16 protein-coding genes are annotated in these 15,210 nt (G+C 25.2%); 7 read left to right on the top strand and 9 right to left on the bottom strand.

The window, feature by feature from the left end; all coding sequences use genetic code 11:
- Window positions 1-9: 9 nt before the first annotated feature.
- Genes miaA through J2S18_RS04845 form a run of 3 tightly spaced genes read left to right on the top strand, consistent with a single transcriptional unit; the run spans window position 10 to window position 2,579 of the window.
- A complete protein-coding gene (miaA, locus tag J2S18_RS04855; RefSeq protein ID WP_307483979.1) occupies window positions 10-942 on the top strand; it encodes a tRNA (adenosine(37)-N6)-dimethylallyltransferase MiaA in 933 nt (310 codons plus the stop codon).
- Between the two features lie 49 nt (window positions 943-991).
- On the top strand, window positions 992-1,234 hold the full coding sequence (gene hfq, locus J2S18_RS04850) for an RNA chaperone Hfq (protein ID WP_307483978.1): 243 nt from the start codon (window positions 992-994) through the stop codon (window positions 1,232-1,234).
- A 58-nt stretch (window positions 1,235-1,292) separates the two neighbouring features.
- Window positions 1,293-2,579, top strand: a complete 1,287-nt coding sequence (locus J2S18_RS04845; protein WP_307483976.1) for a methionine gamma-lyase family protein — start codon at window positions 1,293-1,295, stop codon at window positions 2,577-2,579.
- Between the two features lie 65 nt (window positions 2,580-2,644).
- On the opposite strand, the gene lexA is transcribed toward J2S18_RS04845, so the two are convergent.
- Window positions 2,645-3,250 (bottom strand): transcriptional repressor LexA, encoded by a 606-nt coding sequence (gene lexA, locus J2S18_RS04840; RefSeq protein ID WP_307483974.1) that lies wholly within the window; start codon window positions 3,248-3,250, stop codon window positions 2,645-2,647.
- Window positions 3,251-3,402: 152 nt separating this feature from the next.
- On the opposite strand from lexA, the gene J2S18_RS04835 reads away from it, so the two are divergent.
- Window positions 3,403-3,828, top strand: a complete 426-nt coding sequence (locus J2S18_RS04835) for a hypothetical protein (RefSeq protein ID WP_307483971.1) — start codon at window positions 3,403-3,405, stop codon at window positions 3,826-3,828.
- 159 nt (window positions 3,829-3,987) lie between these two features.
- A complete protein-coding gene (locus J2S18_RS04830; protein WP_307483968.1) occupies window positions 3,988-4,569 on the top strand; it encodes a hypothetical protein in 582 nt (193 codons plus the stop codon).
- 68 nt (window positions 4,570-4,637) lie between these two features.
- On the opposite strand, the gene J2S18_RS04825 is transcribed toward J2S18_RS04830, so the two are convergent.
- Window positions 4,638-5,630, bottom strand: coding sequence for a tyrosine recombinase XerC (locus J2S18_RS04825; protein ID WP_307483965.1), 993 nt, complete (start codon window positions 5,628-5,630; stop codon window positions 4,638-4,640).
- 1,049 nt (window positions 5,631-6,679) lie between these two features.
- Between J2S18_RS04825 and J2S18_RS04820 the strand changes: the two genes are divergently transcribed.
- A complete protein-coding gene (locus J2S18_RS04820) occupies window positions 6,680-7,141 on the top strand; it encodes a hypothetical protein (protein ID WP_307483962.1) in 462 nt (153 codons plus the stop codon).
- Between the two features lie 255 nt (window positions 7,142-7,396).
- Here the strand turns inward: J2S18_RS04820 and dhaM are convergent, their stop codons facing one another.
- From dhaM to J2S18_RS04790, 6 genes are all read right to left on the bottom strand, one after another.
- Window positions 7,397-7,786: a dihydroxyacetone kinase phosphoryl donor subunit DhaM gene (dhaM, locus tag J2S18_RS04815; protein ID WP_307483959.1), complete on the bottom strand. Its 390-nt coding sequence runs from the start codon at window positions 7,784-7,786 to the stop codon at window positions 7,397-7,399.
- Between the two features lie 102 nt (window positions 7,787-7,888).
- Window positions 7,889-8,515 carry a dihydroxyacetone kinase subunit DhaL gene (gene dhaL, locus J2S18_RS04810; protein ID WP_307483957.1) on the bottom strand — a complete coding sequence of 209 codons (627 nt, stop codon included), beginning with the start codon at window positions 8,513-8,515 and terminating at the stop codon, window positions 7,889-7,891.
- 40 nt (window positions 8,516-8,555) lie between these two features.
- Entirely contained in the window at window positions 8,556-9,554 is a 999-nt protein-coding gene (gene dhaK, locus J2S18_RS04805; RefSeq protein WP_307483955.1) for a dihydroxyacetone kinase subunit DhaK, read from the bottom strand.
- A gap of 213 nt (window positions 9,555-9,767) precedes the next feature.
- Window positions 9,768-11,294: a DUF2828 family protein gene (locus J2S18_RS04800; RefSeq protein ID WP_307483953.1), complete on the bottom strand. Its 1,527-nt coding sequence runs from the start codon at window positions 11,292-11,294 to the stop codon at window positions 9,768-9,770.
- A gap of 164 nt (window positions 11,295-11,458) precedes the next feature.
- Complete coding sequence (locus tag J2S18_RS04795) at window positions 11,459-11,644, bottom strand: hypothetical protein (RefSeq protein WP_307483950.1); 186 nt, start codon at window positions 11,642-11,644, stop codon at window positions 11,459-11,461.
- 21 nt (window positions 11,645-11,665) lie between these two features.
- Window positions 11,666-13,567: an ABC-F family ATP-binding cassette domain-containing protein gene (locus tag J2S18_RS04790; protein WP_307483948.1), complete on the bottom strand. Its 1,902-nt coding sequence runs from the start codon at window positions 13,565-13,567 to the stop codon at window positions 11,666-11,668.
- 109 nt (window positions 13,568-13,676) lie between these two features.
- Here J2S18_RS04790 and J2S18_RS04785 point away from each other — a divergent pair, with 109 nt between their 5' ends.
- Window positions 13,677-14,531 (top strand): LD-carboxypeptidase, encoded by an 855-nt coding sequence (locus tag J2S18_RS04785; RefSeq protein ID WP_307483945.1) that lies wholly within the window; start codon window positions 13,677-13,679, stop codon window positions 14,529-14,531.
- An 11-nt stretch (window positions 14,532-14,542) separates the two neighbouring features.
- Here the strand turns inward: J2S18_RS04785 and J2S18_RS04780 are convergent, their stop codons facing one another.
- A complete protein-coding gene (locus tag J2S18_RS04780) occupies window positions 14,543-15,196 on the bottom strand; it encodes a cysteine hydrolase family protein (protein WP_307483943.1) in 654 nt (217 codons plus the stop codon).
- Between the last annotated feature and the right edge of the window lie 14 nt (window positions 15,197-15,210).

Here is a 15,210-nt window from a genome sequence, read left to right as displayed (position 1 = left end):
ATTTCACATATGGAAAAACAAAAAATATTAGTTCTAGGTGGTCCTACAGCTGTAGGAAAAACAGCTTTATCAATAGAACTTGCAAAAAGATTAAATGGTGAAATAATATCAGCAGATTCAATGCAAATATATAAATATATGGATATAGGTTCAGCAAAGGTTACTAAAGAAGAAATGGATGGTATTAACCATTATATGATTGATATAATAAATCCAGATACTAAGTTTTCAGCTGCTGACTACAAGAGTTTAGGAGAAGAAGCTATTAAGAAAATTTATTCTAAAAATAAGTTACCAATAATAGCAGGTGGTACTGGAATGTATATAAATGCATTAACTTGTAATATGGATTTTACTGAAGCCGCTAAAGATGAAGAATATAGAAAATTTTTAGAAGATATGGCAGAGGAAAAAGGTAATGAATATATTCATAATTTATTAAAGGATATAGACCCTATAAGTTATAAGGAAATACATGCTAACAATAGAAAAAGGGTAATACGTGCCCTTGAAGTATTTAAATTAACAGGTAAACCCTTTAGTTCATTTAATGCTGGAGATGATTTTTATAAATCTCCATATGAAGTTTATTATTATGTTCTTACAATGGATAGAGAAAAGCTTTATTCTAGAATTAATAAAAGGGTGGATATTATGATTAATTCTGGATTGGAAGAGGAATGTTTAAAGTTAAAAGAAAAAGGATATACTCCAGATATGCAGTCAATGCAGGGGATTGGCTATAAGGAGATGTTATACTATTTAGATGGTAAAATTTCTTTAGATGAAGCTATAGAAATGATAAAGAAGGGATCAAGAAATTATGCTAAGCGTCAATTAACATGGTTTAGAAGAGATCCTAGAGTTACATTTTTAAATAAAGATAATTTAACTGACTTAGAAATAGTAAATAAAATAACTAATGACATTAATATGAAGTAGTTGTATAATATATTTAATGGTGTATTGGTATTTAGAGTGGAGGTATTTTATGAATAGACAACAAAATAATTTACAAGATATTTTTTTAAATGGTGCAAGGAAAAATAAAATTCCAGTAGAAGTATATCTTACAAATGGATATAAACTTAAAGGTTTTGTTAAGGGATTTGATAGCTTTACAGTAGTACTAGATTGTGATGGAAAGCAAATGTTAGTTTATAAACATGCAGTTACAACAATAACTCCCGCAACACCTATTCTATTTGTAAATAATGACGTAGATAACGCTTAATAAATAGGCACTAGTTGCCTATTTATTTTTGTGCTTATTTTTAAAACAGGAGGATAATATGTTAAAAATTACAGAAGATTTCGTAACAAAAAAATATAACATTCAAAATAATGCATTTGAAATTTATAAAAAGGCATTAGAAGATGTGGAAGAAAGTTTTAAAAAATTAGATGAAATAAGAGAGTATAATCAATTAAAAGTACTATCAGCCTTCCAAGAAGAAAGAATTAGTGATAGTCATTTTACTAATACAACAGGTTATGCTTATGACGATATGGGTAGAGATGGACTAGATAAAGTTTATGCTAGAGTATTTAATACAGAAGCTGCAATAGTAAGACCTCACTTTGTAAATGGTACTCATGCTATTGGTACTGCATTATTTGGAAATTTAAGACCTGGCGATACTTTACTTGCAATTTCAGGAAAGCCTTATGATACCCTTCATGATGTAATAGGCCTAAATGGAAAAAAGGGTATGGGTTCTTTAATAGAGTATGGAATAAACTATAGTGAAGTTAATTTAATTGAGGAAAGAGATTTTGATTTAAATGGAATTAAGGAAGCTATTTTAAAAGATCCAACAATAAAAATGGTACATATACAAAGAAGTACTGGATATAGTACAAGAAGTTCTTTAAAACTTAATCAAATTAAAGAGGCTATAGAATTAGTTAAAAGCCTAAATGAAAATATTATTGTTTTCGTCGATAATTGCTACGGAGAATTTGTTGATGTAATAGAACCAACAGATTTTGGAGCAGATTTAATGGCAGGATCTTTAATTAAAAACATAGGTGGAGGAATTTCTCCAACTGGTGGTTATATAGTAGGAAAAAGAGAATTAGTAGAAAATGCTGCATTTAGACTTACTGTTCCTGGAATAGGAGGAGAGTGTGGTGCAACTTTAGGAGTTATGAGAACACTTCTTCAAGGATTCTTTTTAGCACCTCATGTTACTATTGAAGCTGTTAAAAGTTCAATATTTTGTGCAAGAGTTATGGAACTTGCTGGATTTAATGCAAAACCAGCATCTAATGAAGATAGAACTGATATAGTACAAACTGTTATATTTAATAATAAAGAAAAATTAATCGAATTTATTAAAGGAATACAACAAGGATCTCCTATAGATTCTTTTGTACATTGTATACCAACTCCAATGCCAGGATATGAAGATGAAGTAATAATGGCAGCAGGAGCATTTATACAAGGCTCATCTATTGAATTATCAGCTGATGCTCCAATTAGGGAACCATATATTGCTTATATTCAAGGTGGATTAACATTTGACCATGCTAAAATAGGTATATTAATTGCTTTAAACAGAGTTTTAAATAGTTAAAAATCAAAAGCACCATTTAAAGATTAGATTTATATAATCCTTAAATGGTGCTTTAAATTTATTTTTTAATACGCTCTAAAAATTCCAACTAATTTACCCAATATTTTACAATCATTAACTATTATAGGATCCATAGCATTGTTTTCAGGTTGAAGTCTTATATGATCTTTTTCCTTGAAAAATCTTTTAATAGTTGCATTATCATCTATTAAAGCAACTACTATATCTCCATTAATTGCAGATTGAGTTTTTTCAATTATAGCTAAATCATTATTATTAATTCCTGCATTTATCATACTATTTCCATTAACTTTAAGCATAAATAATTCATTATTATGTTTAACAAAATCAATTGGTAAAGTAAATGTATCTTCAATATTTTCTGTTGCTAGAATTGGAGTACCAGCAGTTATATTCCCAACTATAGGAATACTAATCATTTCACGCTTTGGTTGTGAAAATTCAACAATTTCAAGAGCTCTTGGTTTTGTAGGATCTCTCTTTATAAGGCCTTTTTTTTCTAATCTCTTTAAGTGGCCATGTACTGTTGATGTAGATTTTAAACTTACAGCCTCACAAATTTCTCTTACAGATGGTGGATATCCTTTATTTTCAGTATAGTTTTTTAAAAACTCATATATTTGACTTTGCTTATCTCTGCTCTCTAACATTGTATAGCACCTCACATTCTTTAAAATAATTATATCATAGGAATAAAAAGATATCAAACTTATGTTCTTGAAACGTATGTTCTATTTGAAATTATGATATTATTTTGTTATAATGTAGTTTGATTTTATACACTTAAAAAGGTGGTGTAGTAATGAAAGAAAAATATACTGAAGATGATTATTGCGATTTATACGAAAATAAAATATGTGATAATTGTGGTAAATGTTTAGAAGACCAGGGAGTAGATATAAGAGCTATAAAAATTGAAGATATAGCTAAGAATGTTGAAGAAAATAAATTATTAGAAGAAGAGTGGAAAAATATGATTGCTAAAGCTCAAAATATTGATCCAACTATTGATAAAGAAGATCTTGAAAAAGCTTTAAAAGAAGCTTATTCAGCAATTAATCTAAATGAAGATGAAAATATTTCAAAGGAAAATGAAGATGATGAATATGTTGATGCATTTGAATTTGTTGAATATTTAGATGATGCAGATCTTTTAGAAGATAATTTAGAAGAAGAAACAGAAGAAATCTTTCCAGGTGTTAGAAAAATAATAAAGAAAAACAAATAAATTAAAATTATTAAAGAAGTAGATAAATTTATCTACTTCTTTTTAGTTAGGCATGTTTTAGCTGAATAGTTATTTTAAAACATATCCTTTTATTTTAGAATAAAATATTTAAATTAAATGAATACTAATATTGAAATAATATATTAGGAGAGATGTGACATGAATAGAAGAAAATTAAGCAAAATAGTTCTAATAGCTAGCATAATCGCATCATCAGTTTCATTTATCGGTTGTAATGCAGCAAATAAAATGGCTAATGATACTAAAAATGCAGTTAAAGAGGGTACAAACGACACTAAAAATGCCGTTGAAAAAGGTAAAGAAGATTTAAAAAATACTACAGAAGAAGTTAAAAAGAAATTTGATGAAACAGAAGCAAAATATACTAAAGATCAATTTATGAAAGACTTAAAAGCAAAAGGATTTGATCCTAAAGTATCTAAAGAAGAAAATAATACTTCAAAAAATAAAAATATGAAGATTTTTTCTGTAAATAAAGAAAATATAAAAATAAAAGGAGGGGAGTTGTCTTTATATGAATATGGTCCTGATGAAAAGGGAACACTTGAAAAAGATATGAATTCAATAACAGATAGCGGCTCAGCAATTAACGGTAACCCTATGACTTGGAATGTAAAACCTCATTTTTATAGAAAGGGAAGAGTACTAATTGTATATGATGGTGATTCTAAAGAAATATTAACTTCCCTTAAAGAAATTTTAGGAGATCCTATTATATAGTACATAAATTTTCTTTATAGAATAAAGTCAAAAAAGATATGGTCATATATTTTTTTGACCATATCTTTTTAAATTTTTGATAAAGGATTTGATTTTACAGCTTCCCTTAAAGTATCATCATCAACGTGAGTATATATTTGAGTTGTTGATATATTTTCATGACCTAATAAATCTTGAAGCGATCTTATATCCACATCTCCATACTTATACATTAATGTAGCAGCTGTATGCCTTAATTTGTGAGGAGTATATTTTTCATCTGTTAATCCAGCTATTTTAGTATACTTTTTAACCATTAATTCAACTGTTCTTTTATATATAGGAGTGCCCCTGTTAGATAAAAATAAATATTTTTTATTTTCTTCTGTAACTTTAGAAAGATCTCTATGTTTTAAATAATTATCTAAAGCTTTAAGGCAAGCTTCATTTAAATAAACAGTTCTTTCTTTATTACCTTTACCTATTATAGTTAAAGTATCTCCAGAAATTTTATCTAATCTAATATTACAAAGTTCAGATAATCTCATTCCGCAATTTAAGAAAAAGGTTATAATACAGTAATCTCTATAATAATTTTTATTTTTTTTATCTATTGAATTTAATAATTGTATGCTTTGATCTAAAGTTAAATAAATAGGATGCCTTTTATTTATTTGAGGACTTTCTAGTTCTGCTGCTGGATTTTCATCTATAACTTTAGCTTTATTTTGTAAATACTTAAAAAATGATTTTAAACAAGCAACTTTTCTTGCTCTAGCATAAGTGCTATTATGTCTATATTTTTCTAAAAAACTCATAAAAGCATATAATTCGGATAGTTTTATATCCTTAATAAACTTATCATCTATATCACTTATTACAATATCATTAAAATCAATATTTTTACTAGAAGCATCATCTCTATATAACTTTAAAAATCTAAAAAACATACTAAGATCAGATTTATATGAATATATTGTATTTTCGGATTTACCTCGTATTGTTTCTAAATAATTTAAAAATTCAATAACTATTTTAGGAATACTTTCTTGTCTTTTTAATTCTGTTAAATCATATTGCATATTTTAACACCTAATTTCTATTAATTTAATACGTTAAATTAATTTTAACATAAATATATTTATTATCAAATTATATAATATTATCATACTAGAAAAATTATATAAGATAAATAAAGTTAAACCATATATAAAATATATAAGAGATATCTATATTTTATTTAACAATAATTATACTCCTCAAGAAATAGGAAAGCTTTTTAATAAAAGTACTAGATGGTGTCAATTATTAATAAAAGAATGCGGATTATCAAGAAATAGATATGAAGCACAAGCTATAGCTAAAAACAAACGTGATTATAGAAAGATAAGAATTAAAACTAAGGAAACTGCTTTAAATAGATATTATAAAACTACAATATTAGGTAGTAAAATAGAACAATTTTCTAGAGAATTTATAAATGTATATTTGCAAAAAAATAAAAAAGATAAAATTAGATCAGCTGGATATATTATATATCAAGTTTATAGTAAAGCGTATGTAGATTCTAACGAAAAGCTTATTTATAAAAATGAATTAATTGAAAATTTAAACTGTATTTGTAATAATATATTTATTATTGTTCAAAAAACTACGTGAAATAATCATTTCACGTAGTTTTTATTATTTTTTTAATCATATCTTTAAGAAACCCTAATAAATTTAATCTTAAACCTTTTATATTTACTTTAAGTTAATATTTCACATCTTTTTATAAGTAAAATTAGCTCGAAAGTTCTACAGATTATATAAATCTAACTATTTCAATTTATTTGTTTTTTTAAATTTTATTTTTATTATTTTCTAGTATTTATACCCTTGAAATTTTCTAGAAATATTTTTTCAGAATAAATCCATGTGGTTTTGAAAAATTTTAAATGTTATTTTTATAATTTTAAATACTATAAGCTAAAACCAATTTATAAAGCTTTCTTATTTAATAATATAATTTATATAGTACTTTCCATTAATATTCAACTATAACTATAAATTAATTTGAATATAAAAATATTCTAATTTATAATTAAAGTATATACAAAGTAACTTAAATAAATTTAGAAGGTGTTTGAAAATGGAAGATGAAAAACTATTTAAATTATTTGAATTTTGGTGCAAAAAGTTACGCCTATATCCTTCTTGGGATATAAAACTAGAATTTGTTGATGATATTAATTGGAGAAAAACAGGTGATTTTAAAATTGATTGTACTGACAGAAAAGCAATACTTCTCCTTAATAGTGCTAATCCCAGAAACGAAAATTTTGAGGAAGTAATTGTTCACGAATTACTTCATTTAAAAATGTATCCACTTGATCAAGTTACAGAATCTTTAATTGTTTCTAATTTCAAAGAAGATACTCCTGAATATGATTTTGCATATAATGAATTTTTTACAGCCTTAGAAATAACCGTTGAAGAATTAACTAAATGCTTTTTACTTGAATTTGGAGAAAATAAGGAATTATCTTATGGTAGATGTGAAATTCAAAAATCATTTAATGAATTATTCGAAGGATTAAAAGATATCGAATAAACTTTTCTAGATACAAGAACATATGTTCTTAGACCCGAAAAAGTACACTTATATAAATTTTTTATCTTAATAAATCCTAATAAATTAACAAAATTATACAAAATATCAATATTTCATATAAAAAAACATGAAAAGAACAAAACCAAGCAATAGAACATATGTTCTCACACTTGGTTTTGTTCTTTTTTAATATCGTTATTAATTGTATTAAATCATATAATTATATACTTGAAAAGCTCTACTTAATAAAATTAATTAATTTATTTTATTAAGTTTTAATTCTTGAAGTTCTTTTTTTATGACTTCTCTACTTTTTCCAATAGAACTACTTACAGCTGCTGAAATCGTTCCTTCAATTAATGCAGCATCAACTAATTCAACATTTTTTTGTTTATCTTCATCAAGCATTTCTAATGCCATTTCAGCATTCATAAGAGCTGATCCTAGATCAAATAAAACTAAAACTCCATCCTCATTCCAAATTTCATTTATTCCATCTAATATTATATCTATATCAGTTCCTATTCTATCGTCTTTTGTACCTCCTGCTGCTACCATTTTTACTTCTGGAGCCATTTGTTTTGCAATTTCAATTGCTCCTTCAGCTACTTTCTTACTATGTGAAATAATAACTAATCCTACCATATAAATCTCCTACTCTTTTATTAAAATATTGAACCTACCAACCCATTAAATTATTTTTAGTATTTTTACAAAAATTTATTACAAATAATTTATATAATCTTTTTATATATTGTCGCTAATACATTTAATTAAAAGGTAACTTGATTGAGCACCTGGGTCTTTGTGTCCTATACTTCTTTCTCCTAAATAACTTGCTCTTCCCTTTTTTGCTATAATATCTTTTGTATGCTCTACTCTTTCATAAGCTTTAGCCACTGCTTTATTTAAAATATCTTTTTTATCATCATTAGTTTCAATTAAATCTTTTATTAAAATGCTTACTGGTTCTAGCACATCAATCATTGTTTTATCATCAATATTAGCTTTTCCACGCATTTTAACTCCCTTAACTACTTCTTCTAAAGAAATAGAAAAATCATTTATATCCATTTCCTCTTTATTTGATAAAGAAGCTCCTGCTTTCATAAATGCAGTTCCGTATAACGGGCCTGATGCTCCACCTACATTTGATACAAGATCCATTCCTACTTTTTTTAGTAAAGTTCCTATATCCTTATAAGAATTATTTTCTAAATCTTCTTTTACTTTAGAAAAACCTTTAGCCATATTATGCCCATGATCTCCATCACCTATAACAGCATCTAGTTCTGAAAGCTCTTCCTTGTTATCATTTATTACATCATTCATTGCTAATATTATTTTTTTAACACCTTCTGTATTTAAACTCATTATTTATTACCTCCAAAATTAAAACCTTTTCACTCATTAGTTACATTGTTTTAAAAGCTACAGTATTAGACTCTGCATCTAATAATTCTTTTAATTCATCATCCAATTTTAAAATTGAAATTGAAATCCCAGCCATCTCAATAGATGTCATATAATTTCCTACTAATGTTTTATAAATTTTAATTCCTTTTTTATCTAATATATCATTTAAATGATTATTTGCAATATATAATTCCATATTAGGAGTTGCTCCTAAACCATTTACCATAACTGCTACTTCATCACCTGAATTTATAGTTATATCATTTAATATCTTTTCAGTTAAAATATCTACAATTTCATTTGCTGTCTTAATTTTATCTTTGTGTGTTCCAGGTTCTCCATGAATTCCTATTCCTATTTCCATTTCATCTTCTTTTAATTCAAAATTTGGTTTTCCAACTGCTGGAACTGTACATGGAGTTAGTGCCATTCCCATACTTCTGACATTTTTAATAACTTTTTCAGCAACATCTTTAACTTCAATTAATGATGCTCCTTTTTCTGCTTTTGCACCTGCTATTTTATGAACAAATACAGTACCTGCAATTCCTCTACGACCTGCAGTATAAAGACTATCTTCAACGGCAACATCATCATCTACAACTACTGATTCGACTTTAAACCCTTCCATCTGAGCCATTTCTTGAGCCATTTCAAAATTCATTATATCTCCAGTATAATTTTTTATAATTAATAATGTTCCATTTCCAGAATCTGTGTTTTTTATTCCCTCATAAACTTGATCTGGAGTTGGTGAAGTAAATACAGAACCTATTACAGCAGCATCTAGCATCCCTTTACCAACATATCCTGCATGAGCTGGTTCATGTCCAGAACCTCCACCACTTATAAGAGAAACTTTATTTTTTACTGGTGAATCTATTCTTGTAATTACTTCAAATCCATCTATTCTTTTTAACTCTTTTGGATAAGCTTTTATCATACCTTCTATCATTTCTTCAACAACATTTTCAGGATTATTTATTATCTTCTTCATAGTTATTCATCCTTTCTAAATTAAATTTATTTTTAAATAAATATTTTTAAATAATTTATTAGAATTATTTAAACCTTTTCATAAAAATTATACTTTTACATAAAAAGGTTATTTTTTAAAATTAATTATATAAATATTATAACATATTTGACATTATAGAAATATATAACAAAAAAAATTACCAGCATAAAGTTTATACTGATAACTTTTTATTTATTTTAATTTATATCTTTCACAAGTTAAAATATCATTTAAATTTTTAAATCTTTCATTTTCATAAATATCATTATCTGAATTTATTACAAATTTAAAAGATTCATTTCCAGAACCTTGGATAATTTTAAAGTTATCATTAATTTCTTTTACTTTAAAAGATCCTTTATTTAAGATTAATATTTTTATTTCTGGTAATGTATAATTTGAATCTTCCCACTTTTCATGTATTTTATTATAAAATGATATATAGTCTTCATCAGAACATAAATTACCATTAAATAATTCTTTCATATCATGAACAATTAATAAAAGTCCACTTGGCAAATCTTCATCATTTATATTGTGTTTTATAGCTGCAAAAAGGATTAAATCTAAAATACTTTCTATATTTATCTTGCTACTATATGAGTTATTTATTATATCATTTATTTTTTCTAAAATATCCTTAGGCTTAATTCTTTTTAAATTACAAACATCTTTTGTTTTAATTATATAATCTTTAAACCTTCCAGTATTATTATAAAGATAAAATAAAGAAAAACTTAAAGCCTCCAATAAATATCTACTTTTACTTTTTATATCACTTTCATCTAATGTTATAGCTGTAATATAATTTTCTGACTCTAAATTATATTTATCTATTATATCAATTATTGAATTTTCATATTTAGTACTATCTCCAATTTTATAGTTTTCATTAAATATATTATTTAATATGTTTATAAATACACTTATGTCTAAACTATTTAAATTGTCTTTGTTATTTAAATTATTTATATGTTTATATTCTTCAAATCTTTTGTTATCATTTTTCTCAAAAGCATTTTTATATTTGTTATATGCTAATGATGGAACATCTCCATATTTAGTTTCATTCCATTTATTTTCTGATAAATCTGTTTCTAATACTCCTATTTTTCCTCTAAGGATTGATAATGTTTTTCTATAATGTTCATAGGATAAATTAAGTCCATCAGCTGTTTTTCTTGCAAGTCTCCTACTCTCTTCTGATGAAGTATTTATAGATTTAAGCCACTTACCTAAATTAGATGGATTATCATTATTTAAGTCAAAATGTATTTGCTCTCTAAATAATTCTAAAACTTCCTTTTCTAAAGGTGTATCAAAAAGAGAATATAAATCATCAAATCTTCCATAAATAGGAATTAATTTTATATAATTAACGTTAAGGTCCTCATTATAATTGTTTCCTATATATTTAATTGCTCTTTTAAAAAGGCTTCTCATTCCAAGACCATCTTTTATATCTCTTGAAAAGAATAGTATTTTCATTGTAAATTCAAAGTTTTCTTTAAGAGCTTTATCTAAAATCTCAAAATTTATTTCCTCTTCTTTATTTTCATACATATTTAAGATATGATTATATAAATTTTCTAACTCCTTAGAGCAATTACTTTCATTATTATAAAATTCATCATAAGAATCTGCATAAATTTCTCTATAAATATCTGAATCAATATTTATAATTTCATCCTTTAATTTATTTAATAGTTTTAAGGGCATTTAGTAACTCACTCCTTATAAAAACAAGACACATTTTTTATTATCCTTGTGCTGTAAGTGTCTTTACACAAGATATATTTAAATATTAATATATATCTTTACATTAATATTTATGTTAAATGAATTAAAATAATTCATTTTTAAATAAGAAACTTAAAATTTTCTTATTTAACTTCCTTTATCCAATTTATTAATTTAGAATCAATATATTGTGATTTAGAGAAGCCTTTTTTAAATATTCTAATTTGTTTATATTTAATTCCATCCATTTCAAAATCTAAAATATCAATTCTATCTCCTGAAATTCTTAAAAAATCTCTTTTCCCTTTTAGTGATATTTTTATTTCCAAAGTAGTATTCACTCCTAAATTTTATTGTTTTTTGTATTCTGCTATGGCTTTTGCAATACTATTTAGATACTCTTGTCTTTCATATTTTTCAAGGAGTATCATCTCTTTTTCTTCTTTACTTTCTATTAGTTCTTGAAGTTTTGAATAGTTAGTTGAGTTTTTATCTATCTCATCCTGTAAACTATCTATTTCAAGTTCTAAATTTTCTATTATTCCATCTATTTCTTTAAACTCTTTCTGTTCATTAAATGAGAACTTTGGAGCTTTATTTTCTTTTTTAGGCTTTTCTTTTTTTACTTTAATTTTTGAAGGGACTATACTATCATCTTCCCTACTTTCTTTTTGATTTAAATAATCACTATAATTACCATGATATACTGTTATGTTTCCATTATTTCCATAAGAAAAAATCTTATTACAAATTCTATCTAAAAAATATCTATCATGGGAAACAACAACAACAACACCTAAATATTCATCTAGGAAATTTTCTAGTATTTTTAATGTTTCAATATCTAAATCATTTGTAGGTTCATCAAAAATCAAGAAGTTTGGAGACTCCATTAAAACCCTAAGTAATTGCAGTCTTCTTTTTTCTCCTCCTGATAGCTTTTCTATTGGAGAATATTGCATAGTTCCATCAAATAAAAATCTTTCACATAATGTGGAGGCAGTTATTTTTTCACCATCTGTTGTTGGTATATATTCTCCTCCCTCTCTTACAAAATCTATTACTCTTTCTTTATCATTAAGTTCTTTACCTTCCTGTGAAAAGAATCCAAACTTAACTGTTTCTCCAATTTCTATTGATCCTTTATCTTTTTCAATATTTCCAAGGAGTATATTTAAAAAAGTAGTTTTTCCAGCTCCATTAGGTCCAACTATACCAATCCTATCTGAGTTTGTAAAAATATATGTAAAATCTTTTATTAGCTCTTTATCACCGTAAGCTTTACTTATGTTTTCAACTTCTACTATCTTTTTACCAAGTCTTGTTCCAACACAGCCTATTTTTATATCAGTATTATTTTCTATATATTCTCTACTTGTAAGTTCTTCAAATCTTTGAAGTCTTGCTTTTTGTTTTGTAGTTCTAGCCTTTGCCCCTCTTCTAACCCATTTTAATTCATTTCTTATAAGTGCCTGCCTTTTAATTTCTTGAGTTTTTTCAGTTTCTATTCTTTCTATTTTCTTTTCTAAATACTTAGTATAATTCCCCTCATAAGAGTATAAATTTCCTCTATCTAATTCAATTATCTTATTTGCTACTCTATCTAAGAAATATCTGTCATGGGTTATCATAAGTAGTGAACCTTTTCTACTGTTTAAATATTCTTCAAGCCATTCTATTGAAGTTGAGTCTAAATGGTTTGTAGGCTCATCTAATATTAAAAGTTCACAGGGAGTAATAAGTGCTGAAGCTAAGAAAACACGTTTTCTTTGACCTCCAGATAAATTACCCATCTTTTCTGAATAATTAGTTATTCCAAGTTTGTTAAGTACACTTTTAGCTTCACTTTCTAAATCCCATAAATTTTGAGTATCAATTCTTGATTGTAATTTTATTAATGTATCATTTAATGATACATCTCCCTTTTGAATTTTATCTAAAACTTCTTCATATTTCATTAGAAGTTTCATTTCTTCTGTTTCTCCTTTGAAGATTTGTTCTAAAATAGTTGAATCATCATTAAATTTTGTATCTTGAGATAGGTATTCAATTCTAACATTTTTACCTTGGATTCTTGTTCCATCAAAAAAATCTTCTTTTCCAGCAACTATTTTTAAAAATGTTGATTTTCCTGCACCATTTATACCTATTAACCCTATTTTATCTCCTTCATTTATTCCAAGGGATACATTTTTAAGTAATGTTTTTTCACTGTAACTTTTATTTATATTTTCTAATGTAATTAAATTCATCTTTTAATGCTCCTCTATAACAATTAACTACTCTTATTCTAACAAATTTATACCTATTATTAAAGTTTTAGTATATAATCATAATAATAATATGAATTGGAGTGATAATATGAAACTTAAAGAAAATGATAAAGTTCTTTTAGTAGCCTCTTCAAACCAATTACAAAAGAAACATAAAGAAATTTTAAATGAAATTATTTCAATATTAAAAGGATTTAAATTGAATGTAATCTTATCAGAGGGCTTAATTAAAGAAGACTACGAATTTTCTTCTGGTATCTTTAGAGCAAAGGAACTTATGAAAGGATTTGAAGATCCAAATATAAAATATATTTTTGATATCTCAGGTGGAGATTTATGTAATGAAATATTACCTTATTTAGATTTTGATTTAATAAAGAATTCAAATGCTATTTATTTGGGATATAGTGATTTATCTGTACTTTTAAATTCTATTTATTCAAACTCAAATAAGAAGTCCTATTATTATAATATAAAAACGATTTTATCTAATGAAGGACTTGAAAATTTTTATAATACATTTATAAATAAAAATACTAATGAATCTTTATTTTCTTCATGGAAATATAAATGGTTAATTAAGAGGGCGTTTTCTGGCATTGTAGTTGGTGGAAATATTAGATGTACATTAAAATTAGCTGGTACAAAATATATGCCTGAATTTAAAGATAAAATATTATTTTTAGAAAGTAATGGTGGAGATATAACAAAGATAAGAAGTTTTATAGCTCAATATGAAATGCTTGGAGTATTTAATGATATAACCGGAATTGTACTAGGACAATTTACAGAAATAGCTATTAAAAATGAATGGGAAGAACTTGAAAATGTTTTTATAAATATATGCTCATCTAAAAATATTCCATTAATTAAAACAAATGATATAGGTCATAGTATAAACTCTAAAGGAATTTGTATTGGTGGATTTTTAAAAATAAGCTAAAACTTAAAGTTTTAGCTTATTATACTTTTAACTATATCTATACCATTAGACTGCATCTTAAATAAAGATACAACATTCATAAAATCACCATTATGATTTCCAAAGGAATAAGTTTCTACACAATTTATAGGTACCACAATTCTTTTATTTATGTTGTTTTCATTAAAATAAGTTTTTAATGATATTGCAAATGTTTCTACACATATATCTGTACATACCCCTACAACAATAAAGTTCTTAATAGATTTATTTTTCTCTAGCCATTTTTGAAAATCTAAAGAATGAAATCCATTAATAGAATTTTTCTTTATTATTTTATAATTTTTATCTTCTTTTAAAGAATCTTCTATTTCATCAATTAAATTCTCTTCATTGCTACCTTTAACGCAATGAACAGGATAAGAATTAAATTCTGCTGAATCTTTAGTATGGCTATCAATAAATACTATTTTCTTACATTCATTCATATTAGTTATTAAGTTACTTATAGGTAAAATAACATTTTCTACTCTATTAGATGCAAGTAACCCCTCATTATAAAATCCCTTTACCATATCTATAACAATTAGGGCAGTATCTTCCTTTAAATTGTTACTTATATCATTTATATTTATTTCCTTCGAATTATATATATCCTCTTTTAAATTTTCTACTAAATTTTTCATAAACCCCTCCATAA

The organism is Eubacterium multiforme (genome assembly GCF_030813415.1).
GTDB lineage: Bacteria > Bacillota > Clostridia > Clostridiales > Clostridiaceae > Clostridium > Clostridium multiforme.
The sequence above is the reverse complement of the archived record's forward strand: the minus strand, read 5'-3'. Positions and strand labels throughout refer to the sequence as shown.

Bases quoted from the DNA above. Each gene is read 5' to 3' on its own strand.
- J2S18_RS04800 (WP_307483953.1), bottom strand. From the start codon at position 11,294: ATGCCCTTAAAACTATTAAATAAATTAAAGGATGAAATTATAAATATT.
- J2S18_RS04825 (WP_307483965.1), bottom strand. From the start codon at position 5,630: ATGCAATATGATTTAACAGAATTAAAAAGACAAGAAAGTATTCCTAAA.
- J2S18_RS04830 (WP_307483968.1), top strand. From the start codon at position 3,988: ATGAATAGAAGAAAATTAAGCAAAATAGTTCTAATAGCTAGCATAATC.
- hfq (WP_307483978.1), top strand. From the start codon at position 992: ATGAATAGACAACAAAATAATTTACAAGATATTTTTTTAAATGGTGCA.
- J2S18_RS04790 (WP_307483948.1), bottom strand. From the start codon at position 13,567: ATGAATTTAATTACATTAGAAAATATAAATAAAAGTTACAGTGAAAAA.
- dhaM (WP_307483959.1), bottom strand. From the start codon at position 7,786: ATGGTAGGATTAGTTATTATTTCACATAGTAAGAAAGTAGCTGAAGGA.
- J2S18_RS04780 (WP_307483943.1), bottom strand. From the start codon at position 15,196: ATGAAAAATTTAGTAGAAAATTTAAAAGAGGATATATATAATTCGAAG.
- J2S18_RS04835 (WP_307483971.1), top strand. From the start codon at position 3,403: ATGAAAGAAAAATATACTGAAGATGATTATTGCGATTTATACGAAAAT.
- miaA (WP_307483979.1), top strand. From the start codon at position 10: ATGGAAAAACAAAAAATATTAGTTCTAGGTGGTCCTACAGCTGTAGGA.
- lexA (WP_307483974.1), bottom strand. From the start codon at position 3,250: ATGTTAGAGAGCAGAGATAAGCAAAGTCAAATATATGAGTTTTTAAAA.
- dhaL (WP_307483957.1), bottom strand. From the start codon at position 8,515: ATGAGTTTAAATACAGAAGGTGTTAAAAAAATAATATTAGCAATGAAT.
- J2S18_RS04845 (WP_307483976.1), top strand. From the start codon at position 1,293: ATGTTAAAAATTACAGAAGATTTCGTAACAAAAAAATATAACATTCAA.
- J2S18_RS04785 (WP_307483945.1), top strand. From the start codon at position 13,677: ATGAAACTTAAAGAAAATGATAAAGTTCTTTTAGTAGCCTCTTCAAAC.
- dhaK (WP_307483955.1), bottom strand. From the start codon at position 9,554: ATGAAGAAGATAATAAATAATCCTGAAAATGTTGTTGAAGAAATGATA.
- J2S18_RS04820 (WP_307483962.1), top strand. From the start codon at position 6,680: ATGGAAGATGAAAAACTATTTAAATTATTTGAATTTTGGTGCAAAAAG.